18 protein-coding genes are annotated in these 22,672 nt (G+C 64.9%); 14 read left to right on the top strand and 4 right to left on the bottom strand.

The window, feature by feature from the left end:
- The 3 genes from N6L27_RS22555 to N6L27_RS22545 all read right to left on the bottom strand — a co-directional run.
- Positions 1 to 459, bottom strand: a 459-nt coding sequence (locus N6L27_RS22555) for a VOC family protein (RefSeq protein WP_271909673.1), incomplete at its 3' end; no start/stop codon positions are given.
- Between the two features lie 4 nt (positions 460 to 463).
- Positions 464 to 1,540, bottom strand: coding sequence for a ribosome small subunit-dependent GTPase A (gene rsgA / locus N6L27_RS22550; protein ID WP_271909676.1), 1,077 nt, complete (start codon positions 1,538 to 1,540; stop codon positions 464 to 466).
- Between the two features lie 263 nt (positions 1,541 to 1,803).
- Positions 1,804 to 2,379 (bottom strand): exopolysaccharide biosynthesis protein, encoded by a 576-nt coding sequence (locus N6L27_RS22545; protein ID WP_271909675.1) that lies wholly within the window; start codon positions 2,377 to 2,379, stop codon positions 1,804 to 1,806.
- Positions 2,380 to 2,685: 306 nt separating this feature from the next.
- Here N6L27_RS22545 and N6L27_RS22540 point away from each other — a divergent pair, with 306 nt between their 5' ends.
- From N6L27_RS22540 to N6L27_RS22500, 9 genes are all read left to right on the top strand, one after another.
- Positions 2,686 to 3,270: an ANTAR domain-containing response regulator gene (locus N6L27_RS22540; RefSeq protein ID WP_271909672.1), complete on the top strand. Its 585-nt coding sequence runs from the start codon at positions 2,686 to 2,688 to the stop codon at positions 3,268 to 3,270.
- A 482-nt stretch (positions 3,271 to 3,752) separates the two neighbouring features.
- Positions 3,753 to 5,120 carry a CmpA/NrtA family ABC transporter substrate-binding protein gene (locus tag N6L27_RS22535; protein WP_271909671.1) on the top strand — a complete coding sequence of 456 codons (1,368 nt, stop codon included), beginning with the start codon at positions 3,753 to 3,755 and terminating at the stop codon, positions 5,118 to 5,120.
- An 84-nt stretch (positions 5,121 to 5,204) separates the two neighbouring features.
- Complete coding sequence (locus N6L27_RS22530) at positions 5,205 to 6,293, top strand: ABC transporter permease (RefSeq protein WP_271909670.1); 1,089 nt, start codon at positions 5,205 to 5,207, stop codon at positions 6,291 to 6,293.
- A 6-nt stretch (positions 6,294 to 6,299) separates the two neighbouring features.
- The gene (locus N6L27_RS22525; RefSeq protein ID WP_271909669.1) at positions 6,300 to 7,982 is read left to right on the top strand and encodes an ABC transporter ATP-binding protein; all 1,683 of its coding nucleotides are present in this window, start codon (positions 6,300 to 6,302) and stop codon (positions 7,980 to 7,982) included.
- A 4-nt stretch (positions 7,983 to 7,986) separates the two neighbouring features.
- Positions 7,987 to 10,428 (top strand): nitrite reductase large subunit NirB, encoded by a 2,442-nt coding sequence (gene nirB, locus N6L27_RS22520; protein WP_271909668.1) that lies wholly within the window; start codon positions 7,987 to 7,989, stop codon positions 10,426 to 10,428.
- The gene (gene nirD / locus N6L27_RS22515; RefSeq protein WP_271909667.1) at positions 10,425 to 10,757 is read left to right on the top strand and encodes a nitrite reductase small subunit NirD; all 333 of its coding nucleotides are present in this window, start codon (positions 10,425 to 10,427) and stop codon (positions 10,755 to 10,757) included. The genes nirB and nirD overlap by 4 nt, the downstream gene beginning before the upstream one ends.
- Entirely contained in the window at positions 10,757 to 13,369 is a 2,613-nt protein-coding gene (locus N6L27_RS22510) for a nitrate reductase (protein WP_271909666.1), read from the top strand. Before nirD ends, N6L27_RS22510 begins: the two co-directional genes overlap by 1 nt.
- Before the next feature lie 171 nt (positions 13,370 to 13,540).
- Positions 13,541 to 13,786, top strand: coding sequence for a helix-turn-helix domain-containing protein (locus N6L27_RS22505; RefSeq protein ID WP_271909665.1), 246 nt, complete (start codon positions 13,541 to 13,543; stop codon positions 13,784 to 13,786).
- Entirely contained in the window at positions 13,786 to 15,069 is a 1,284-nt protein-coding gene (locus tag N6L27_RS22500; protein WP_271909664.1) for a type II toxin-antitoxin system HipA family toxin, read from the top strand. The genes N6L27_RS22505 and N6L27_RS22500 overlap by 1 nt, the downstream gene beginning before the upstream one ends.
- 200 nt (positions 15,070 to 15,269) lie before the next feature.
- On the opposite strand, the gene N6L27_RS22495 is transcribed toward N6L27_RS22500, so the two are convergent.
- The gene (locus N6L27_RS22495; protein ID WP_271909663.1) at positions 15,270 to 16,682 is read right to left on the bottom strand and encodes an aminotransferase; all 1,413 of its coding nucleotides are present in this window, start codon (positions 16,680 to 16,682) and stop codon (positions 15,270 to 15,272) included.
- 156 nt (positions 16,683 to 16,838) lie between these two features.
- Between N6L27_RS22495 and N6L27_RS22490 the strand changes: the two genes are divergently transcribed.
- From N6L27_RS22490 to N6L27_RS22470, 5 genes are all read left to right on the top strand, one after another.
- Positions 16,839 to 17,480, top strand: coding sequence for a TetR/AcrR family transcriptional regulator (locus N6L27_RS22490; protein ID WP_271909662.1), 642 nt, complete (start codon positions 16,839 to 16,841; stop codon positions 17,478 to 17,480).
- Between the two features lie 486 nt (positions 17,481 to 17,966).
- A complete protein-coding gene (locus N6L27_RS22485; RefSeq protein WP_271909661.1) occupies positions 17,967 to 18,212 on the top strand; it encodes a hypothetical protein in 246 nt (81 codons plus the stop codon).
- Entirely contained in the window at positions 18,190 to 20,148 is a 1,959-nt protein-coding gene (locus N6L27_RS22480; protein ID WP_271909660.1) for a serine/threonine-protein kinase, read from the top strand. The genes N6L27_RS22485 and N6L27_RS22480 overlap by 23 nt, the downstream gene beginning before the upstream one ends.
- 102 nt (positions 20,149 to 20,250) lie before the next feature.
- A complete protein-coding gene (locus N6L27_RS22475; RefSeq protein WP_271909659.1) occupies positions 20,251 to 21,414 on the top strand; it encodes a transporter substrate-binding domain-containing protein in 1,164 nt (387 codons plus the stop codon).
- Positions 21,415 to 21,497: 83 nt separating this feature from the next.
- On the top strand, positions 21,498 to 22,595 hold the full coding sequence (locus N6L27_RS22470; RefSeq protein ID WP_271909658.1) for a LysM peptidoglycan-binding domain-containing protein: 1,098 nt from the start codon (positions 21,498 to 21,500) through the stop codon (positions 22,593 to 22,595).
- The last annotated feature ends 77 nt before the right edge of the window (positions 22,596 to 22,672 follow it).

Here is a 22,672-nt window from a genome sequence, read left to right as displayed (position 1 = left end):
CTCCGCAGGAAAGCCCGCGCCGTTTGACAGGTAGATCTCGGGGCCGAATTGCCGGGCTGGCGCAGGGAAGCTGTGGCGTGAGAGCGAAATACCAAGCAGCGCTCCCAAGGGATCGCGCAGCAGCGCGTTGCGCCCGACGCCGGGCACCTCGAACGGGGATCGGAGAATGTCTCCGCCCCGATCTTCGGCCTGCGCCGCGGCAGCGTCGACATCGGAAACTTCGGCATAGGGGATCCAGCCGTCCTGCAGGCCAGGCGGGGTCTCCGCGAACCCCGCCCCCGCCTCGCCGTCCAGCAGTGCCAGGACAAACGCCTTTTCACCGCCGCCCCAGGCGAAGTCGGCGGCCTGTTCGGTCTGGTAGCGCCAGCCCGCGGCCTGCCGGTAGAAGTCCATCGCGCGGGTCCGGTCCGGGGTGAACAGGTCATGCCAGACAATCCGGCCGGTTTTCGAAGCCAGCATCACGTCACCTCCGCTTTTCTTTGATCTTCTTGGCGCCGCGGACCATCTTGCCAAAGGCCTTGCCGCGGGCGCGGCGCTCCGCGAGGCTGGCGGAGTTGAAGGCGTCCTCGGCCATCAGCTTGCGCCAGCGGTCCAGCTGGGCCTGTTCGATCTCCCCCTGTTCGACGGCCTGCAGGACAGCGCAGCCCGGTTCGCTGTCGTGGCGGCAGTTGCTGAAGCGGCAGCCCGCGGCGCGGTCCGTGATGTTTGCAAACAGGCTGCTGATGCCGTCCGCCGCCCCGGTCAGCTGCAATTCCCGCATCCCGGGGGTGTCGAGGATCAGGCAGCCGTTCGGTGCCGCGTGCAATTCGCGGTGCGTGGTGGTGTGGCGGCCCTTGGCGTCGTCCTCGCGGATCTCTTGCGTGGCGATGGCGCTTGTGCCGAGCAGCGCATTGGCCAGCGTCGATTTGCCAACACCCGACGAGCCGAGGAAGGCCACCGTCCGCCCGGGTTTGCACCAGGGCGCCAGCGCGGTCTGCACGTCGCCGCCACGGGCGTCCAGCGCCACTACTTCGGCCCTGTCCGAGATGGCGCGGGCGGCCTGAACATAGGCCTGGGGATCATCCGTCAGGTCCGCCTTGGTCAGCACGATGACCGGGGTGATCTGCGCTTCCAGCATCAGCGCCAGGTAGCGTTCCAGCCGGGCGGTGTTGAAATCCTGGTTGCAGGAAGTGACGGCAAAACCGGTATCGATGTTGGCCGCGATCAGCTGGTCCTGCCGTCCGGTGCCGGGCGCCCGGCGCCGGATCAGGCTGGCGCGCTCCAGCAGCCGGCTGTTCTGCGGCAGCGCGCGGTCCAGCATCAGCCAGTCGCCGACGGTTGCATCCGGGCGCGGCGGCAGGGTGGTTTCAAACCCGCCGCCTGCGGCGTGCAGCGCGCTGCGGTGCACCGCGGTGATGCGGACGGGCGGGGTGGCGGCCATCTCTTCGGTGCTGACCTGCTGCGCGAAATGCGGCTGCCAGCCCAGGGCCTGCAGCGGGGAGAGGGAAGGTTTTTGCGTGTCCAGCGGGCTGGAAAAGAACTGGGAATAGTCCCGTGTCATTGGGGTGTCTTTCATGTCGTTGCCGCGGGGTGGGCCCGGGCGCATGGGTAAGGGAAAATTGCGTGCACAGAGGCCGGGCCGCTCTCCGCCGGGAGGCGGGCGGTTCAATCGGCTGCTGTGCACCGGGAGGCGTGCTGCCTCCCATCCTTACCAGGACATAAAATCTCCATTTCCGGTGCCTGCAATATAGGTGCCGGGGGCGGGCGGGACAACTGCCAAAAGGCGCGCGCAAACTGCTGCAGGCGCAGTGTTGCGGATGCGGGTCAGTGCAGCAGGCTGTTGGCCCCGATCAGGAGCGAGGCGGCCACAAACACCGTCAGGGCAATCGACAGCAGCCCGGCGCAGGCCCCTGCCAGCACGATCCCTCCGTCCCGCTCCACCAGCCCGATGCTGGTGATGAACAGGGCGATGGCCGGAAACCAGCCGCTGAGAGGCAGGGGAATGAACAGCGCCAGCGAGACCAGAAACAGCAGGCCGCCGGTCAGCTGTTCCCGACGCGGCTGGAACATTGCCCCAAGGCGCGGCCGGGCAATCCGCTCCAGCCGCCGCGACACCGGGCGCAGGCGCAGCACGATCCGGCGCATGGCCGCGCCGGAAATCCGGATCCGGGCGATCCTGCGCGGCAGCCGGACATTGGCAAAGCCAAGCCCCATCTGGGCGCAGAAGAACAGCAGCGGCAGGGCGGTGACAAGGGTTGCCCCCGGCGGCAGCGGCAGCAGGTTGATCAGGCAGGACAAGAGAATGGCCCAGCCGAAGGACCGGTCGCCGAGCTGTTCCAGAAAGGCGCCAAGGGAAATGTCATCGTCGCTTTGATGGCCGCGGATCACCCGCAGCAGCATGAAGGACAAAGACCGCTTCCTGACCAGGGTTGCGGCGGCGGAACCGGGGCATCCAGAAACAGCTTTCACTCTCGCCTCGCAACTCCAACTGCGCCGCTGCCTGCTTAGCCGCTTCCTGCTGCTGCGGCAACCGTCTAAGGCGCAGCCCCGGCGTTGGAGCGCACAAGGATCACCGCCGGGGCGTGTCTTTGCGGTGCCGGATGTCCGGGCAGATTGCCCAAAAATCCGGCGCCTGCAGGATAACCGGAATGGGTGCCGTACAAGCGTCCTTTACAGCCGCCCGCTGCGCTCTGCAGTGTTCTGCGCATGCCGGATGCCCTGTCCATTACCGTTGTCGAAACCGACCGTGACCGCGCCCTCATGATTGTGGAAGGGCTGCGGGACGCCGGGGATTTTAACGTCCAGGTGATCCCGGAACCATCGGGGCTTGCGCGCCAGATACAGATGCGCGACCCGGATGTGGTGCTGATCGGTATCGCCAATCCCTCCCGCGATGTGCTGGAGGAGCTGACGCTGGCATCCGGGTCCAAGGACAGGCCGGTGGCCATTTTCGCCGGGCGCAGCGAGGACGGGCTGTCTGCCGCCGCGGTGGAGGCGGGGGTTTCGGCCTATGTGGTTGACGGGTTGCATCCGGCCCGGCTGAAGCCGGTTCTGGAGGCGGCCATTGCCCGGTTCCGGCTGTTTCAGCGGATGCGGACGGAACTGGCCGAGGCCAAGCGCGCGCTGGAAGAGCGCAAGGTGATCGACCGCGCCAAGGGAATGGTGATGAAGGCCCGCGGCATCGGCGAGGACGAAGCCTATGCGCTGCTGCGCAAGGCGGCGATGGACCAGAACAAGCGCGTTGCCGAAGTGGCGCAGGCGCTGGTCACGGCGGCGGGGCTGCTGGCATGAGCCTGACGCGGATCCCCGCCGGCTGTGTCCCGCTGACCGATGCGATCTTTACCGGGCCGTCTTTGGCGGGAGGCGCGCGGATTTGCCGGCCGGTTCTTCGTAACCGGAAGGCTCAAACAGCGCACGGATATTGGCAGCGGGAGAATCGGAAGCGGCTGGCCTGCTGCAGACCTGGTTTTGGGAGGGCCGTGTTTTTGATCCCCGGGCTGCAGATTGATGAAAAAGCAGGCAGCCATCCGCATCGGTACGCTGCAATGCAGAATTTTATGCTGCGCACGCAAAATACCCTTTGGCGCACCCCGGGTCTTCCGGCAGTCTGAGGTCAGACAGGCAACGGAGCCTGACTGAGAATTTTCCCGAAGACCGGGGTTCACTGAGCAAAGCCGCTCGACCCGCCGCCACTCCTCCTGGCGGTGCGTGTCAGCGGCTTTTTCTGTTCCGGCACCCGCCGCCGGACACAGCTAGGATAAGGAACCAACCCGATGAAGACACTGATCATGGCGCTTGCGGCCTCAACCGCACTGACCGGGCCGGCCCTGGCGGCCACCCTGGAGCTGGAAAAGGATGTGCTGACCTTCGGCTTTATCAAGCTGACGGATATGGCGCCGCTGGCGGTGGCCTATGAGCGGGGCTTTTTCGATGACGAGGGGCTGTTTGTCACGCTGGAAGCGCAGGCGAACTGGAAGGTTCTGCTGGATGGGGTGATCGACGGCACGCTGGACGGTGCCCATATGCTGGCAGGCCAGCCGCTGGCCGCGACCATCGGCTACGGCACCGAGGCGCATATCGTCACGCCGTTTTCGATGGACCTGAACGGCAACGGCATCACGCTGTCCAATGACGTGTGGGAGATGATGAAGCCGAACCTGCCCAGGGACGCGGACGGCCGGATCGCGCATCCGATCTCCGCCTCCTACCTGAAGCCGGTGATCGAGGAGTTCAACGCCAGAGGCAAGCCGTTCAACATGGGCATGGTGTTCCCGGTCTCCACCCATAACTATGAGCTGCGCTACTGGCTGGCGGCGGGCGGCGTCAATCCCGGTTATTACTCGCCGGAGAACGTGACCGGGCAGATCGGCGCCGAGGCGTTCCTGTCGGTGACGCCGCCGCCGCAGATGCCCGCGACGCTGGAGGCCGGCACGATCTCCGGCTACTGCGTCGGTGAGCCGTGGAACCAGCAGGCGGTGTTCAAGGGCATCGGCGTGCCGGTGATCACCGACTATGAGCTGTGGAAGAACAACCCGGAAAAGGTGTTCGGCATCACGGCGGAATTTGCCGAGGAAAACCCGAACACCACGCTGGCGGTGGTCAAGGCGCTGATCCGTGCGGCGCAGTGGCTGGATGAAAACGAAAACGCCAACCGCCCCGAAGCGGTGGAGATCCTGTCGCGGCCTGAATATGTCGGCGCCGATTATGAGGTGATCGCCAATTCGATGACCGGCACCTTCGAATACGAGAAGGGCGATACACGCGATGTCCCGGATTTCAACGTATTCTTCCGCTACAACGCCACCTTTCCGTTCTACTCGGACGCGGTCTGGTACCTGACCCAGATGCGCCGCTGGGGGCAGATTGCCGAGCCCAAGCCGGACAGCTGGTATGACGAGGTTGCCCGCTCTGTCTACAAGCCGGAGATCTATCTGGAAGCCGCCCGGCTGCTGGTCGCCGACGGCCTCGCTGATGAGGCGGATTTTCCCTGGGACAGTGACGGCTACAAGGCCCCGGCGCCCGCAGAAGACATCATCGACGCCATTCCCTTCGATGGCAAAACGCCCAACGCCTATATCGACAGCCTGCCGATCGGACTGAAGTCCGGCCAGACCGTCGTTGGCAGCGCCATTCAGGGCTGACCCCGGACAGGAGGGCAGGGGGGCGGAGCGCCCGCAGGAGCGGGCGGCGTTCCCCTCCCTCAGCAATTCCCAGAGGACGACACCATGACGATCGCCGACCCCGATACGCTGAGCCCCACCAGTCACCAGAAGGAGGCCCGCCGCGCCCGGCTGTTCACCCGCATCAGCAAGATGGACGCCTGGCTCCAGGTTTTTGGACTGGCCTGGATCACCCCCGTTTTGAAGGCCGCCGCCGGAGACAACCCCAAGGCGCAGATGAAGGAAATCTGGCGCCTGCTTGCGGTTCCCGTCATCGCCATCGCCGCCTTCCTGATGCTGTGGGCCGTGCTGGCGCCCAAGGTGCAGACCTCGCTGGGTGCGATCCCCGGCCCGGGGGCGGTGTGGAGTGAGGCGGTGAACCTGCATCAGGATGCCCGGGCCAAGGCCGCCAAGGAGCGTGCCCATTCCGAGAAGGTGGAGGCCCGCAACCAGCGGTTCATCGACCGCGGCCAGCCGGAGCGGGTGAAGGACATCCCCTTTACCGGCGCGCCGTCTTATTACCAGCAGATCGGGACCTCGATCCTGACGGTCTTTTTCGGGTTTCTGATCGCCGCCGCCGTGGCGATCCCGCTGGGCATCCTGGCCGGGCTTTCTCCGGCTGCAAACGCGGCCATCAACCCGCTGGTGCAGATCTTCAAGCCGGTGTCGCCGCTGGCCTGGCTGCCGATCGTGACCATGGTGGTTTCGGCGCTTTATGCCAGCAATGACGGGCTGTTCGCAAAATCCTTCCTGGTCTCGGCCATCACCGTCACCCTGTGTTCGCTGTGGCCTGCGCTGATCAATACCGCGCTTGGAGTCGCCTCCATCGACAAGGACCTGGTGAATGTCTCCAAGGTTCTGAAGATGAACACCTGGACCAAGATCACCAAGCTGGTGCTGCCGTCGGCGCTGCCGCTGATCTTCACCGGGCTGCGGCTGTCGCTGGGGGTCGGCTGGATGGTGTTGATTGCGGCCGAAATGCTGGCGCAGAACCCGGGCCTTGGCAAGTTTGTCTGGGACGAGTTCCAGAACGGCTCCAGCCAGTCGCTGGCCCGGATCATCGTTGCGGTGCTGACCATCGGCATCATCGGCTTCCTCCTGGACCGGGTGATGTACGCGCTGCAGTCGCTGTTTACCTTCACGAACAACCGGTGAGCCGCCATGAGCATTCTTGAATTCAAAAACGTCTCCAAGAGCTTTGGCGAGGGCACCCGCCGCACGCAGGTTCTGAACGGCATCAATCTGGAGGTGCAGGAGGGCGAGTTCCTGGTGCTGCTGGGCTTTTCCGGCACCGGCAAGACAACGCTGATCAATCTGATGGCCGGGCTGGAAAGGCCGTCGCAAGGATCGGTCACGTACCGGGGCAGGGAGATCACCGGCCCCGGTCCCGAGCGCGGTGTGGTTTTTCAGAATTATTCGCTGATGCCCTGGCTGACGGTGAACGGCAATGTCTGGCTTGCAGTGGAGACCATCTTCCCAAGCCTGCCCAAGGCGGAGAAGCAGGCAAAGGTCGATCACTATGTGGAAATGGTTGGCCTCAGCCATGCTGCGCACCGCCGCCCTGCGGAACTGTCGGGGGGCATGCGCCAGCGGGTCAACGTGGCGCGGGCGCTGGCGATGGACCCGGAGATGCTCTTGCTGGATGAGCCGCTGTCGGCGCTGGACGCACTGACGCGGGCCAATCTGGCGGATGAAATCGACGCCATCAGGGAGGCGGGCAAGAAGACCTGCGTGCTGATCACCAACGACGTGGACGAGGCCATTCTGCTGGCCGACCGCATCCTCGTCCTGAACCCGGACGGCAGCCTGGGCGAGACGTTTCCCGTCGCCTTTCCCCGCCCGCGCGACCGGTCCGCGATGAACACGGACGAAGGCTTCAAGCGCCTGCGGGCGGCGGTCACCTCCTGCCTGATGGACATTGGCATTAAGGCGCGGGCCGAGGGGGCCAAGACCCTGCCGGATGTGACCCCGATCCACGGGCTGCCGGCGGCTGTGGCGGAGGCCGCGAAGTCGATCACCGGGGAGCGGTTTCTGGATTTCTCGCAGCTCCACAAGATCTACCCGACGCCCAAGGGGCCGCTGACGGTGGTCGAGGATTTCAACCTCAAGATCAGCAAGGGCGAGTTCATCTCTCTGATCGGCCACTCGGGCTGCGGTAAGTCCACGGTGCTGACCATGGCGGCGGGGCTGAACCCGATCTCCAAGGGGGCGATCAAGCTGGACCGCCGCCATGTCGAGGGTGCCGACCCGGAGCGCGCCGTGGTGTTCCAGTCGCCCAACCTGTTCCCCTGGCTGACCGCGCGGGAGAACTGCGCCATCGGGGTCGGCAAGGTCTACCCCAAGGCGACGCAGGCCGAACGGCAGGACGTGGTGGAATACTACCTGGAGCGCGTCGGCCTGGCGGATGCGATGGACAAGCCCGCAAATGCGATGTCGAACGGCATGCAGCAGCGGGTCGGCATCGCCCGCGCCTTTGCGCTCTCCCCGAAACTCCTGCTGCTGGATGAACCCTTCGGCATGCTCGACAGCCTGACCCGCTGGGAGCTGCAGGAGGTGCTGATGGAGGTCTGGAGCCGCACCAAGGTGACCGCCATCTGCGTCACCCACGATGTCGATGAGGCGATCCTGCTGGCCGACCGGGTGGTGATGATGACCAACGGCCCGCAGGCCACTATCGGCAAGATCACAGACGTCGACCTGCCGCGCCCCCGCACCCGCAAGGCGCTGCTGGAGCACCCGGATTACTACACCTACCGGCAGGAGGTGCTCGATTTCCTTGAGGAGTACGAGCACGGGGCGAAACCCGCCCCCAAACCAGCCGCAGACAAGATTGCAGCGGAGTGAGACCATGACCCAGAAACTCGTCATCATCGGGGCCGGCATGTCCTCTGGCCGGGTGATCGAGCATTTGCTCGATGCCGATCCCGGCGCCTATGACATCACGCTTTTCAACGCCGAGCCGCGCGGCAATTACAACCGCATCATGCTGAGCCCGGTGCTGTCCGGCGAGAAGACCTATGAGGAGATCGTCACCCATTCGGACGACTGGTACGCGGAGCGCGGCATCACCTGCCGGTTCGGCGAACAGGTGGTGAAGATCGACCGGGAAATGAAAGTGGTCGAGGGCGAAAACGGCCATGTGCCGTATGACAAGCTGGTGATCGCCACCGGCTCCGCCCCCTTTATCATCCCGGTGCCGGGGCACGATCTGCCGGGGGTGGTCTCCTACCGCGACCTGGACGACACAAATGCGATGATCGAGGCTGCCGCCAAGGGCGGCAAGGCGGTGGTGATCGGCGGCGGCCTCCTCGGGCTGGAGGCTGCTGCCGGGCTCAAGGAACGCGGCATGGATGTGACCGTGCTGCACCTGACGGGCCACCTGATGGAGCGCCAGCTGGATGAGGCGGCGGGGTATCTGCTGCGCAAGGATCTGGAGGCGCGCGGCATCACCGTGAAAACCCAGGCCTCCACCAAGGCGATCCTCGGCGAGGACCGGGCGCAAGCGGTGCTGCTGGAAAGCGGCGAGACGCTGGGGGCCGATCTGGTGGTGATGGCGGTGGGCATCCGCCCGGAAACCCGGCTGGCCAATGACGCGCATCTGGATGTGGCGCGCGGTATCGAGGTGAACGCGCAGATGCAGACCTCGGACCCGGATATCTATGCGGTCGGCGAATGCGTGGAGTTTGCCGGCAATCTGTTTGGTCTGGTGGCGCCGCTGTACGATCAGGCCAGGGTGCTGGCGGACAGCCTTCTGGGCCAGCCGAATGCCTTTGCGGTCAAGGAACTGGCGACCAAGCTCAAGGTCACTGGCTGCGACCTGTTCAGCGCCGGGGATTTTGCCGAGGGCGAGACCCGCGAGGATATCGTCTTCCGCGATCCCGCCCGCGGCGTCTACAAGCGGCTGGTGATCGAGGACGACCGGCTGATCGGCGCTGTGATGTATGGCGACACTGCCGACGGCAGCTGGTTCTTCGGCCTGATCAAGGACGGTACAGACATCGAAGAGATGCGCGAGGCGCTGATCTTCGGCCCGGCCTTTCAGGGGGGCGCCTCCGCGGACCCTCTGTCAGCCGTTGCAGCCTTGCCGCCTGAGGCGGAGATTTGCGGCTGCAACGGCGTCTGCAAGGGACAGATCACCCGCGCCATCAAAGGCGGCGCAACAGACCTTGGCGCGATCCGCGCCACGACCAAGGCCAGCGCCTCCTGCGGCACCTGCACCGGGCTGGTGGATCAGCTGCTGGCGGTGACGCTGGGGGACGGCTACGCGGCGCCTCAGGCCCAACCCGTCTGCGGCTGCACCAGCCACACCCACGAGGACGTGCGCCGCCTGATCAAATCTCAGGAGCTGAAAAGCCAGGCCGCGGTCTGGCAGGAGCTGGGCTGGACCACCCCCAACGGCTGCCATGTCTGCCGCCCGGCGGTGAACTACTACCTGCTGGCCGACTGGCCGCTGGAGTACCGGGACGATCCCCAAAGCCGTTTTGTGAACGAGCGCAAGCACGCCAACATCCAGAAGGACGGCACCTTTTCCGTGGTGCCGCGGATGTGGGGTGGTATCACCACCCCGGATGAGCTGCGCGCGATTGCCGATGCTGCCGACAAATTCGCGGTGCCGACGGTCAAGGTGACCGGCGGCCAGCGTATCGACCTGCTGGGCGTCCGGGGTGAGGACCTGCCCGAGATCTGGTCCGACCTGAACCGCGCCGGACTGGTTTCCGGCCATGCCTATTCCAAGGGACTGCGCACGGTAAAAACCTGTGTCGGCACCGACCATTGCCGCTTTGGCACCCAGGACTCCACCGGGCTGGGCATCAAGCTGGAGAAACACCTGTGGGGGTCCTGGACGCCGCACAAGCTGAAACTGGCGGTCTCCGGCTGCCCGCGCAACTGCGCCGAGGCGACCTGCAAGGACATCGGCGTGGTCTGCGTCGACAGCGGCTATGAAATCCACGTCGGCGGCGCCGCGGGGATGGAAATCAAGGGCACCGAGCTGCTGTGCAAGGCGGCAACCGGGGAGGAGGCGATCGAGGTGATCTCGGCCATGACCCAGATCTACCGCGAAAACGCCCGGTATCTGGACCGGATCTACAAATGGCTTGACCGGGTGGGGCTCGACTGGGTCAAGGCGCAGATCGTGGACGATGCGGAGAACCGCAGGGTGCTGGCAGAGCGGTTTCAGCTGTCGCAGTCCGTCTACCGCAAGGACCCCTGGGCGGAGCACGCGCAGGACAGCGCCACACGGGCGCAATACGCGCCGCTTGCCAATCTCACTCTGGAGGCTGCGGAATGAATTGGATCGACATCGGCCATATCGACGACATCCCGCTGCATGGCGCGCGGGTGGTGAAAACCCCGGCGGGCTGCGTTGCCCTGTTCCGCACCGGCGCGGCAGAGGTGTTTGCCGCCGACGACCGCTGCCCGCACAAGGGCGGCCCGCTGTCCGAGGGCATCGTGCACGGGCAAAGCGTCACCTGTCCGCTGCACAACTGGGTGTTCGATCTGAACACCGGTGCGGCGCAGGGGGTGGATGAGGGCCGGATCGGCACCTATCCGGTGCGGGTGGACGGCAGCCGCCTGCTGATAGACGGCGATGCCCTTGGCAAGCGGAGCGCGGCGTGATGGCGGGAGCGGCTTGCCAGGAGGTCCGGTCCACCTGCCCCTATTGCGGCACCGGCTGCGGCGTGCTGCTGCGCCCGGACGGGCAGGGCGGTCAGGCGGTGCGCGGTGACCCGGAGCACCCGGCCAACCGCGGCCGCCTCTGCTCCAAGGGGCTGGCGCTGGGGGAGACGCTGGGGCTGGAGGGCCGCCTGCTGGCACCGCAGGTGAACGGGAAGGAAACCGATTGGGACAGCGCGCTGGACCTTGTGGCTGCCAGGTTCCGGCAGGCGGTGGAGCAGCACGGCCCGGGCAGCGTCGGCTTTTACCTGTCGGGCCAGATGCTGACCGAGGATTATTATGTCGCCAACAAGCTGATGAAGGGCTTTCTCGGCTCCGCCAATATCGACACCAACTCGCGCCTTTGTATGGCGTCTACCGTGGCAGGGCACAAGCGCGCCTTTGGCACCGACACGGTGCCCGGCACCTATGAGGATCTCGACGAGGCCGATCTGATTGTTCTGGTCGGCTCCAACCTGGCCTGGTGCCACCCGGTGCTGCATCAGCGCATCCTGGCGGCGCGGAAGGCGCGCGGCACCAAACTGGTGGTGATCGACCCGCGCCGCACCGTCAGCTGCGATCAGGCGGACATGCATCTGAAACTGCGGGCAGGCAGCGATGTGGCGCTGTTTAACCGGCTCTTGGCGGCGCTTCACGAAGGCGGTGCGCTGGATGCGGAATATCTGCAGCATGTGGAGGGGCTGGGCGGGGCGCTGGACGCTGCCTATGCCGCCGATGCGAGGGTGACCGGACTGTCTGACAGCGAAATAACGGCTTTCTGCGATCTGTGGATGCACACGGAAAAGGTAGTGACGGTCTTCAGCCAGGGGGTGAACCAGTCCACCTCCGGTGCGGACAAGGTGAATGCCATCCTGAATTGCCATCTGGCCACGGGCCGGATCGGCACGCCCGGCTGCGGGCCGTTCTCGGTGACTGGCCAGCCCAATGCCATGGGCGGGCGCGAGGTTGGCGGGCTGGCCAATATGCTGGCCTGCCACATGGATCTGGAAAACAGCCGCCACCGGGATGCGGTGCAGGCGTTCTGGGGGGCGCCCGCGATGCCTGACCGCGCGGGCCTGAAGGCGGTGGATATGTTCCGCGCTGCAGGCGATGGGCGGCTCAAGGCGCTGTGGATCATCCACACCAACCCTGCTGTGACCATGCCAGAGGCCGATGCTGTATCTGCCGCGATCAAGGCTTGCGATTTCACCGTGGTCAGCGACATCACCACTGCAACCGATACCGCCCGGCTGGCGGATGTGCTGCTGCCCGCCGCCGCCTGGGCGGAAAAACACGGCACCGTCACCAATTCGGACCGCACCATCAGCCGCCAGCGCGCCGCCCTGCCGCCGCCGGGTGAGGCCCGCCCGGACTGGGACATTCTGGCCGATGCGGGCCGGCGCATGGGCTGGGGCGCGGCGTTCGATTACCAGTCTCCGGCGCAGATCTTCCGCGAGCATGCGGCCTTGTCCGGGCTGGCGGGCAGTTTCGGGCTGGACTTCGATATCTCCGGTCTCAGCGGCCTGTCCGATGCAGGTTATGATGGGCTGGCCCCGGTGCACTGGCCGGTCAGCCGCAACCGTCAGGGCGGCCGGTTCTTTGCGGACGGGCAGTTCTTTCACCCGGACGGCAAGGCCCGCATGCTGGCGGTCCGGCACCGGCCCCCGGCAGCTGTGCCGGGCCGCCAGTATCCGCTCCGCCTGAACACCGGCCGCATCCGCGACCAGTGGCACACGATGACCCGCACCGGCAAAGCGCCGCGCCTGTCGGGCCATCTGGCGGAACCCTTTGCCGACATCCACCCGGAGGACGCCCGGCGGCTGGGCGTGCAGCCTGCGGACCTGCTGCGGCTCAGCAGCCCGCACGGGCAGGCCATCCTGCGGGCCCGGATCACAGCAGACGTGCAGCCCGGCGATCTGTTTGTGCCGATCCACTGGTCCGGCGAAACCGCGCCTTCTGCGCGCATAGATAACCTTGTCGCTGGTGCCGTTGATCCGGTTTCGGGCCAGCCCGAAAGCAAGGCTGCCGTTGTTGCGGCGGAACGCTGGCAGCCAGCCTGGTACGGCTTTGCGGTTTCTTCGCAGCCGATGCGCCCCCGGGCGGAATACTGGGCCGTGGCACGCACCGGCACCGGGTACCGGGCGGAACTGGCCGGGCTGGCCCCGCTTGCGGACCTGGAGGCGGTTGCGCGGGATCTGTTCGCGCTGCCGGAGGCAGATGTGCAGGTAATGACGGACCGCCGCAAGGGTATTGCCCGGCTGGCCTTGCATCAGGAGGGCAAGGTCATGGCTGCCCTGTTCACCGCGCCAGAGCCGGTGGCGGTCCGCCGGGAGTATCTGGCAGGGCTGCCGGGCAGCTGCACGGCGGATGTTCTGACCGGCGTTCCGGCGCCGGGCCGGCCGGACCCCGGGCCGGTAATCTGCGCTTGCTTCAGCGTCGGGGCCAATAGCATTCTGCAGGCTGCCGCTAGCGGCGGGCTGATGAGCGTTGAAGAGGTCGGCGCGGCCTTGCAGGCCGGCACAAACTGCGGCGCCTGCCGCCCGGACATTGCAGACCTGCTGGCGCGGCGCCCTTAGTAACTGTCAGGTATCAGTTCCCGCGGGACTGTGTTCGCGAGGCGGCCACCGGCCGGTCCGGCCGTCAGGAAGATAACAGGCCAAAAGGTTACGCCACAGCGTAATTTTTCAAAATTTACGTTGCAGCGTAATTTTGTTTGAATTACGCTGTGGCGTAAAAGGGGCCGAGCCATGGAACTCACAGCACGAACAGCCGCACAAATCGGCGAGGCGCTGCGCCGGTCGCGCAAGGCGCGCGGCTGGACGCAAGGCGATATCAGCGCCCGCACCAATTTGCGTGTCGCAACGATTTCATCGCTTGAGAATGGCGATGCAGGCACCAAGCTGGCCACGGTGCTGGCTGTCATGGCCGCGCTCGGGCTTGAGTTCCGGCTGACCGAACGCGGCGGCGCGGCCGGGATCGAGGATATCTTCTGATGGCGAAGCGCGGGCGCGGCGGCGTGATGCAGGTGCTGTTGAACGGGCGGCAGGTCGGGGCCCTGCGCCTTGCGGGTTCCGGCGCCATCAGCTTTGCCTATGATCCAGAGTGGCTGGCGTGGGAACATGCGATGCCGATCTCGCTTTCCCTGCCCTTGCGGGAGGAGGCGCATCAGGGCGGGCCTGTCATCGCGTATCTGGAAAACCTGCTGCCGGACAATCAGGCAATCCGCGAGCGCGTTGCGGCGCGGGTCCGCGCGGGCGGCACCGATGCCTGGCACATGCTGGAGAAGATCGGGCGCGACTGCGTGGGGGCCTTGCAGTTCGCCGCGGACGGGGGCGGCGGCATGGGCACGATTGACGGCGATCCTGTGACGGAGGCGCAAATTGCCGCCATGCTGCGGAACCTGGCGAGCGCGCCGCTGGGGCTGCAGGAGGAGGACGGCTTTCGGATCTCCATCGCCGGTGCGCAGGAAAAAACCGCGCTGCTGCGCCATGAGGGCGAATGGATCCGGCCGGCGGGTGCGACTCCCACGACCCATATCCTGAAGACCCAGCTGGGTGTGCTGCCTGCAGGCATTGATCTCTCCGACAGTGTCGAGAACGAGTTCTTCTGCATGAACTTTTGCCGCGCCATGGGCATGGATGCGGCTGAAGTTGAGATCCTTGACTTTGAGGATGTGCGCAGCCTTGCGGTGACGCGGTTTGACAGGCGCTGGACCAGGGACGGCCGGCTGATCCGCCTCCCGCAGGAGGATTTCTGCCAGGCGCTTGCGGTGCCGCCCAGCGGGAAATACCAGATGGATGGCGGGCCGGGCATCTCTGACGGGATCGGGCTGCTGGCCGGCAGCGACGATCCGGAGGCGGATCAGCGTGCGTTCTTCCGTGCCCAGGTTCTGTTCTGGCTGCTGGGGGCAACGGACGGCCATGCCAAGAATTTCAGCATCGCGCTGCGCCCCGGCGGGTTCCGCATGACGCCGCTCTATGATGTGCTGAGCGCGCAGAAGGCTGTTGACGACGGGCAGATCCGCCAGAACCGGATGCGCCTCGCCATGGCGGCGGACGGCCACTACCGGATCAATGAGGTTGTGCCGCGGCATTTTCTGCAGGCCGCCAAGGCGGCGGGATTTGGTGTTGCGCTGGCTGAAGAGGTCCTGGCGGACATCCAATTGCAGCTTGAACCCGCATTGGAAACCGTTCTGGGCACCCTGCCAGCCGGGTTTCCGCAGCTTCTGCCGGAGTCGATTGCCAGTGGTGTGCGCAGACGGGCGGGTGCGCTTTAGGAAACGGGGCCGGGCCGTCCCGGCGCTGTTGTCAGCCCAAAGGGCATCGCCGCCGAACAGGGCGCCAGTCATGATGCCGGACAGTGCGCCGGCGGGAATACGGGTGAAAATTTGCGGATCACGCCGGCATGCGGCCCTGGCGGCGGCGATCTGATCCTTGCTGCGGGTTTTCTGTTTGCGCCTCTATTGGGATGCGGGCCTCAGGCCCGCGCCTGTTCCAATTCGAACCCCTGTTCCAGCAAGTCCCTGGTGGCGTGCTGGATGCCTTCGGTCAGCATGCCAAACATGTCGTCGATCTGCGCTTTGGTGATCACCAGCGGCGGCGAGAAGATCGCCATGCTGCCGTAGGGGCGGACCATCAGGCCCAGCTCCTGGCAGCGGGCGTCGATCATTGCACCGATGGCGGCGCCGTTTTGCGTGCTGGCCTGGCCGCCGCGGATCTGCGTGCATTCGATGCACCCCACCAGCCCCATGCCCCGCACATCCGCGATCAGCGGCAGCTCCTGCAGCTGATGCAGGCGTTTCTGGAAATGCGGAGCCACCCTGCGGACATGTTCCAGAATGCCGTCGCGCTCGAAGATCTCGATGTTCTTGAGGCCTGCGGCGGCGCAGACCGGGTGGCCGGAATACGTGTAGCCGCTGGTGAAATAGACACCTTTGGAGATATCGCCCCCGATGTCTTCGAACAGCCGGTCGGAGAAGATCGCGGCGCCCATCGGGGCATAGCCCGAGGTCAGACCCTTGGCGCAGGTGATGATGTCGGGGGTGATGCCGAACAGCTCCTCGGAGGCAAACCAGTGGCCGAGGCGGCCGAAGCCGGTGACGACCTCGTCCGAGATATAGAGCACGTCATATTTGCGGCAGATATGCAGGCAGCGGCTGTGATAGCCCGCGGGCGGTACGATCACGCCGCCGGAGCCCAGCACCGGCTCGGCGATAAAGGCGGCGACGTTGTCCGCACCCAGCTCCAGGATGGCGTTTTCCAGATCCGCCGCCTTTTCATCGAGGAAGGCTTCGATGCTCATGCCTGCCGGGCGGCGGAAGGGGTTCACGTCCGGCAGGAAATGGGGAATGGCCTGATCAGTGTCGAGCCACTGGCGCTCGCCCGGCTTGCCGCTGAGCGAGGCGGTCAGATATGTGCCGCCGTGATAGGCATGCGCGCGGGAGATGATCCGCTTCTTGGACGGTTTGCCGAGCAGGTTGTTGCGGAAGTGGACAAAGCGGATGGCCGTGTCCACCGCAGTGGAGCCGCCGGTGGTAAAATACACCCGGTTGAGATCGCCCGGCGCCCGCTCGGCAATCGCGCGGGCGAACCGGGCGCTCACTGATGTGGCTTCGGAGAAGGGGGAGCAATAGGCCATCTTGCGGGCCTGCGCCGCCATTGCATCAGCGATTTCCGTATTTCCGTAACCCAGCTGCATGCACCACATGCCGCCCGGCCCGTCGATCATCTTGTTGCCGTGCTCGTCATAGACATAGATACCTTCGGCATATTCGCTGAAGGTCCTGCCGGCTTCTTCGGCCCCCTGGGCTTCCAGCCCTTCCCACGGATGAAAGAAGTGCTCCTTGTCCCAGGTTTTGAAGTTTTCAAAGTCGTTTCCAGCTTTGGTCATCTCGCCCTCTGTCCGGGATATCGCCCCTTGGAATGAACGTTCGTACATTTATTGTTTAAGTGAACGATCGTTCATTGTCGATGGAAATCTGTTGCAAACGCGGGCATGGTGCTGAAAAGGCAGCGGACCGGCGGCAAGAAAGTGAGGGGCGGGCAGATGGCAAGTGCTGAAGCGGCCAGAAAAAAGCGGAAGGTCGACAAAGACCTGCACCGGGAGGTGCTGCTTGATGCAACCGCCAGCGTGATCCTGAAACACGGGGTCAGCGGCACCACGATCAGCCGTATCCAGGAAGAATCCGGCCTGTCGCGCGGCATGATCAACTTGCACTTCCAGTCCAAGGACAATCTGATCCGGGAACTCGCCATTCATTTGACGCAGGCCTACAATGACGCCTGGCAGAGCTTTACCAGCCAGGCACCGCAAGCGGTCAGCACACCTGAAGATGCGGCAGCCCGGCTGCAGGCGCTGTTTGCGACGGACTTCTCCGAGGACGTCCTGAATGAACGCAGCGCCCGGCTGACCTTTGCCTTTCGTGCCGAGCCTGATTTGCAGGCGCTTGGGCCAGGCTATACCGAAACCCGCGGAACCGACCTGCACGACCATGTGCGCAGCTGCTGCCAGGTGCTGTGCGAAGCATGCGGCACCCAAGGCGATCCCGAAAGGGTTGCGATGGCCATCATGTCGCTGCTGGAAGGGCTGTGGACTGATTTTCACGCGCATCCCCGTGAATTCAGCAGGGAGAATGCGGTAGAAATCTGCCGGATCACCGCCCGCGCATTTTTCCCCGGCTATTTCTGAACGGCAAGCACAGGCGGACCGCCACCTCTTCCTCCTGCGATCAGCAGGAAGCGCGACATGAATCCGCTGCGCCGAAGTCCGCAACAAACCCGTGCATCTTCAAATCTGAACATCAGAGCCAGACCAGTTCATCCCGAATGCGATCCACCAGATGCCGGGACTGAACACCTGGCTGCGCCCTCAGGGCGCAAAGCGCGCGTAAGCGAAGTTATGTTGTTATCGAGTCCCGAACCGCTGCCTGTTCGCGCTGTTCCGGCCGCGGTCTGCCGGTTCCACGGGCGGCTGGCGTGCAGAGTATTGTTCAGAATTCGTTAACCAAGACGCCGATTTTTACGGCGCAAAGGGGCCGGGCGGGGTGCGGACGGGCTGATTCCGGGGGCAAATCAGCCTGATTCCGACAGGGAGCCCCGCTTATCCAGCGGCATTGCCGTCAGATGACAGCACACGCCCACCGGCGAGGCAAACCACGGGCCGGCGGCGGCTTTCTTGAATAAGGCATTGAGAAAACGCGCAAAAAATTCTGCGCTCTCTGTGAGTCTCAAGTTTCCCGGCCCGGTTGAAACGCCTGTAAAATCCCACTCCGCCAATATTCCCTCTTTGCGCCTTATTGTTGCCGGTTTCTCAACAGATCAGCTTAACAAAGAATTAACGCAAGAAGCGGGCAGCAGCAGACGCAGCGGCCAGACAACATTGAGACGGGAGCAACAAAATGGCACTCAATTCGCTTGTTGAGACTTCAGTTGACGCGGATCAACAGGATGATCTGCAGCCGGGCACAACTCTGCTCCACGGCCAGTACACCATCACGCGCTTTCTGAACAACGGTGGCTTTGGCATCACCTATCTTGCCAAGGACAGCCTGGACCGGACGGTGGTGATCAAGGAATGCTTTGCCGATGCCTTCTGCCGCCGGACCAACGCGCTGGTCAGCGCCCGGTCCCGGGCGCATCAGAGCGAGCTGAAGTCGATCATCCGCCACTTCATCCGTGAAGCCCAAAGCCTGTCCAAGCTGAAGCACCCCAACATCGTCGGCGTGCATCAGGTGTTCGAGGACAACGACACGGCTTATATGGCGATCGACTATGTCGACGGCCGCGACCTGCAGGACATCCTGGACGACCAGAACACCGTTCTGACCCCGGAGCAGATCACCGGCATGACCCGCAAGCTGCTGAATGCAATCGGTTATGTGCATGACGCCAACCTGCTGCACCGTGACATTTCCCCCGACAACATCCTGCTCACCGCAGATGACGAGCCGGTGCTGATCGATTTTGGCGCTGCCCGCGAAGACACCAGCGAGGACGGCCGCAAGCATTCTGCGCTGCGGGTGGTCAAGGATGGCTACTCGCCGCAGGAATTCTATATTGCGGGCAGCGAGCAGGGCCCCTGGAGCGACCTCTATGCGCTGGCGGCCTCCCTCTACCACGTGATCCGGGGCGAGGCGCCGGTCAATGGCCAGGCCCGCCTGGTTGCCATCGCCGAACAGCGCCCCGACCCTTATCAGCCGCTGGCCGGTGCCGTGGATGGTTATCCCGAAGGCTTCCTGGAGGCCATCGACAAGGCGATGAACACCAAGCCCTCCATGCGCCTGCAATCGGCTGAGGACTGGCTGGCGATGCTGGACGGCAAGAAGCCCGCGGCGGCTGCGCCGCAGGCGGCCAACAGCACCGCAGCCCCGGTCCATGAGGAAAAGAAGCGCAGCCGCTTGCCGGCCGTCTCCGTTCTGGCGGTTGTGGCCGGTCTGGGCGCTGCTGGCTACGTCTACTATGGCAACACCCAGGCGGATGCAGCGGCAGAGCAGCCCACAGCAGCGGTTGAAACCGCGGCAATTGCGGAACCGGCGCCGGTTGCCGCGGATCCGGCCCCGGCAGCCGCTGCCCCGGCCCCTGTTGCGGCTGCTGCAGAAACAGAAGCTGCAGCACCCGCCGAACCCGCTGAACCCGCCGAACCCGCGGTGCAGGCGGCAGAGCCGGCCCCTGCGGAAGTTTCTGAAGAAACCACCGCCGTTGCGGCAGTTGCCGAGCCTGCGCAGCCGGAACCGGCGGCGGCCCCTGCGCCCTTTGCGGGCCATGAGGTCAGCTATGCGCTGTGGGATGTTTCGATCCCCTTTGAGTTTGAGGAGCTGACGGTCCGCAAGGCGCAGGTTGTCTCCATCACTGGCACCGGCGAAACCACCGACCTCAGCAAGACCGGCAGCTGGATTGCCCCGGGCGTGGAAATCCTGACCGTCAACAATCAGCCGCTGTCGGCGGGCTCGCCCTTCGCATCGCAGCTGCTGACCGCGATGCAGATCGACCCGGATGGCTACACCCGCGCCTCCGTCCGCTACAAGGACGCCGAAAGCAAGCGGTTCGAAATGGGGCTGCTGGCGGTTCCGGTGGTGCGCCGGACCGGCCTGAACAGCGGCCTGCAGTTCGAAGCCCGTATGCAGGACGGTGCCTGGGTCACCTCTGTCAGCCAGCAGGCTGCCCAGGGATCCGCGGATCTGCAGCCTGGCGACGTGCTGCTGCGCGAAACCGCAACCGGCACCGCTCTGACCGGCGCGGAGTCGCTGGCGGAGATCCTGCAGGGCCTGCAGGACAAGGGCGCCGCGACCGCAACCTTCGACATTCTGCGCGACGGGGCCGCGGCCTCAGCCAGCCTGGAACTGGCGGGAAACAGCTAAGCCCGCCAGCCATTCCCCCAATCACAAGCATCAGGCGGTCAGCCCCTCCGGCGGCCGTTCCCGGGAGAGCTTTGCCTCTCTGACCCACTAAGGACAGATTTAATGCGCAATACTGCTAAATTTATGGGTGCGTCCCTGATCGCCATCGCGGCAGCCGGACAGTCTGCCCAGGCTCAGGAAGCCTGCCAGGTGTACGCGGTCCAGTCCGGCGACAACCTGCGGGAAATCACCGAGAAGGCCTACGGCCACTCCAAATTCCGGGTGATCTACGACGCCAACCGCTCTGTCATCGGCCGCAACCCGAACATCATTGAAATCGGCATGCAGCTGGTCCTGCCCTGCGCCGACGGCAGCCTGCCGGCTGAGGCACCCGCAGCTCAGGAAGCGGAAGCCCCGGCGGCGGAGGTTCAGGAGGCATCCGCCGCAGAAACCGCTGCCGCAGAGGCGCCGGCAACTGAAACCGCAGCGGCAGAGACCGCGCCCGCAGAGACCCCGGCGGCCACAGCTGCGCCGGAACCGATGGTTCTGATCACCGGCAATGATTTCCCGCCCTTCACCGGCGAGGACCTGCCCGGCCGCGGCATGTTCACCCAGCTGATCGAAACCGCCGCCCTGCGCGCCGCGCCGGAGACCGAGGTCTCAGTGACCTTTGTCAACGACTGGGAATCGCATCTGGAAACCCTGCTGCCTGCAATGGCGTTCGAAGGCTCCTTCCCCTGGCTGAAGCCCAACTGCGGCGACTATGGCCTGCTGTCCGCCGGCGACAAGTTCCGCTGCGACAACTACCGCTTCTCCGATCCCTTCTATGAAGTGGTCGACGGCTTCTTTGCCGCCACCGGCAGCCCTTATGCCGCCGCCTTTGATTATGAAGCGCTGATGGGCACCCGGATCTGCCGCCCCGAGGGCTATTCCATGGCCCATCTGGATACCGCGGGCCTGACGGAGCAAACCGTGAAATTCTACCGCCCGGTCCAGATTGCGGAATGCTTTACCGCGCTGACCGCCGGCGCCGTGGATGTGGTCGCCCTGGATACCCTGGTTGCCAGCGATACGCTCGCCACCATGGGCCTGGCCGGCCAGATCAAGGAAAACCCGAACCTCGGCGAGGTGAAATCCCTGCACGCCATCGTTCACAAGGATCACCCCCGGGCTCAGGAGACCCTGGATCTGCTCAACAGCGGGCTGAAGGACATGTCCGTCTCCGGCGAGTGGTACGCCATCGTCTCCAAGGCCCTGCAACGCGAAATCAGAACCCTCACCAACTGACCTCCCCCCCAACACAAACCATGACCCACTGCCAGCAGCCCCCTGCGCAACGGCGGTGCCCCATTGAAAAGGAACTAACTCTCATGTCGATGATCAAATCCCTGGTTCAATACAGCGCAACCACCGTTTCCGCCGCCCTGTTCATCTCCACTTCGGCAGCCGCGCAGGAGGCCTGTGCCCCCTATACCGTTCAGGACGGCGACAGCCTTGGCTCCATCGCCCAGGCCGCCTATGGCTCCTTTGACTATCAGATGATCTTCAACGCCAACCGCAACGCGATTGCCAACCCCAACAGCCTGGAGGCCGGCACCGTTCTGCAGATCCCCTGTGAAGACGGCCGCCTGACCGCCGACAGCGATGTCACCGACATCATCGCGCAGGAAGAGGAAAAACAGGCCAAGCGGGCCAAGTCCAGCATCTATGAGCCGCCGATCAAGATGGTCTCCGGCAACGGCTGGGAACCCTTCACCGGCGAAAGCCTCAAGGGCGGCGGCATGCTGGTGCGCCTGGCTACCACCGCACTGAACCGCGGCGGCAACGACCGTGAATACAACCTCAGCTTCGTGGACGACTGGAAGGCCCACTTCGACACCCTGCTGCCGCTCGGCGCCTTCGACGTGTCGATCGCCTGGTACAAGCCGGCGGATTGCTCCAACCTCGAAAACACCGACGCCGACACCAAGTACCGCTGCACCCAGCTGAACTTCTCGCTGCCGATCTATGAATCGGTGTCCGCCCACTGGACCATGGCCGACAACCCCTATGCCAACGTCAAGGACTATGCGGATTACGCCGGCGCCAAGATCTGCCGCCCCGAAGGCTGGTCCCTGGCCGAGCTGTCCGGCGAAGGCCTGGTGGAGCCGGTGATCTCCCTGGTGCATCCGACCTCTGCGGTTGAATGCATCCGCAAGCTGGTGACCGGCGAGGCCGACATGGCGCTGCTGGACCTCGAAGCAGGCGATGCCGCGGTCCGCGAAGTTGCCGAGGCAGAAGGTAAGGTGCAGCTGAACTCCAACCTGTCGCAACTGCAGGCGATCCACTTTGTGACGCATAAGACCAACCCGCGCGGCCGCGTCTATCTGACCCTTCTGAACAAGGGCCTGAACGAGATGCGCGAAAGCGGCGAATGGTACGCGATCATCGCCGACAGCCTGGCCGAATTCAACAAGATCGGCAGCTGATCCGGGCAACCGCCATGCCCCTGGTGCGGGGGCATGGCAGGCCGCAAGGGCCGCGGACGGGCGGCTCTCCGCACATA

It is taken from the genome of Leisingera sp. SS27 (assembly GCF_028368855.1).
In the GTDB taxonomy this organism is placed as follows: domain Bacteria; phylum Pseudomonadota; class Alphaproteobacteria; order Rhodobacterales; family Rhodobacteraceae; genus Leisingera.
This window is presented reverse-complemented; position numbering and strand designations above follow the sequence as displayed.

Coding starts and splice junctions, on each gene's coding strand:
- N6L27_RS22505 (WP_271909665.1), top strand. CDS start 13,541: ATGGAACTCACAGCACGAACAGCCGCACAAATCGGCGAGGCGCTGCGC.
- N6L27_RS22530 (WP_271909670.1), top strand. CDS start 5,205: ATGACGATCGCCGACCCCGATACGCTGAGCCCCACCAGTCACCAGAAG.
- nirB (WP_271909668.1), top strand. CDS start 7,987: ATGACCCAGAAACTCGTCATCATCGGGGCCGGCATGTCCTCTGGCCGG.
- N6L27_RS22535 (WP_271909671.1), top strand. CDS start 3,753: ATGAAGACACTGATCATGGCGCTTGCGGCCTCAACCGCACTGACCGGG.
- N6L27_RS22510 (WP_271909666.1), top strand. CDS start 10,757: ATGGCGGGAGCGGCTTGCCAGGAGGTCCGGTCCACCTGCCCCTATTGC.
- N6L27_RS22490 (WP_271909662.1), top strand. CDS start 16,839: ATGGCAAGTGCTGAAGCGGCCAGAAAAAAGCGGAAGGTCGACAAAGAC.
- rsgA (WP_271909676.1), bottom strand. CDS start 1,540: ATGACACGGGACTATTCCCAGTTCTTTTCCAGCCCGCTGGACACGCAA.
- N6L27_RS22545 (WP_271909675.1), bottom strand. CDS start 2,379: ATGCTGCTGCGGGTGATCCGCGGCCATCAAAGCGACGATGACATTTCC.
- N6L27_RS22480 (WP_271909660.1), top strand. CDS start 18,190: ATGGCACTCAATTCGCTTGTTGAGACTTCAGTTGACGCGGATCAACAG.
- nirD (WP_271909667.1), top strand. CDS start 10,425: ATGAATTGGATCGACATCGGCCATATCGACGACATCCCGCTGCATGGC.
- N6L27_RS22525 (WP_271909669.1), top strand. CDS start 6,300: ATGAGCATTCTTGAATTCAAAAACGTCTCCAAGAGCTTTGGCGAGGGC.
- N6L27_RS22495 (WP_271909663.1), bottom strand. CDS start 16,682: ATGACCAAAGCTGGAAACGACTTTGAAAACTTCAAAACCTGGGACAAG.
- N6L27_RS22475 (WP_271909659.1), top strand. CDS start 20,251: ATGCGCAATACTGCTAAATTTATGGGTGCGTCCCTGATCGCCATCGCG.
- N6L27_RS22540 (WP_271909672.1), top strand. CDS start 2,686: ATGCCGGATGCCCTGTCCATTACCGTTGTCGAAACCGACCGTGACCGC.
- N6L27_RS22470 (WP_271909658.1), top strand. CDS start 21,498: ATGTCGATGATCAAATCCCTGGTTCAATACAGCGCAACCACCGTTTCC.
- N6L27_RS22500 (WP_271909664.1), top strand. CDS start 13,786: ATGGCGAAGCGCGGGCGCGGCGGCGTGATGCAGGTGCTGTTGAACGGG.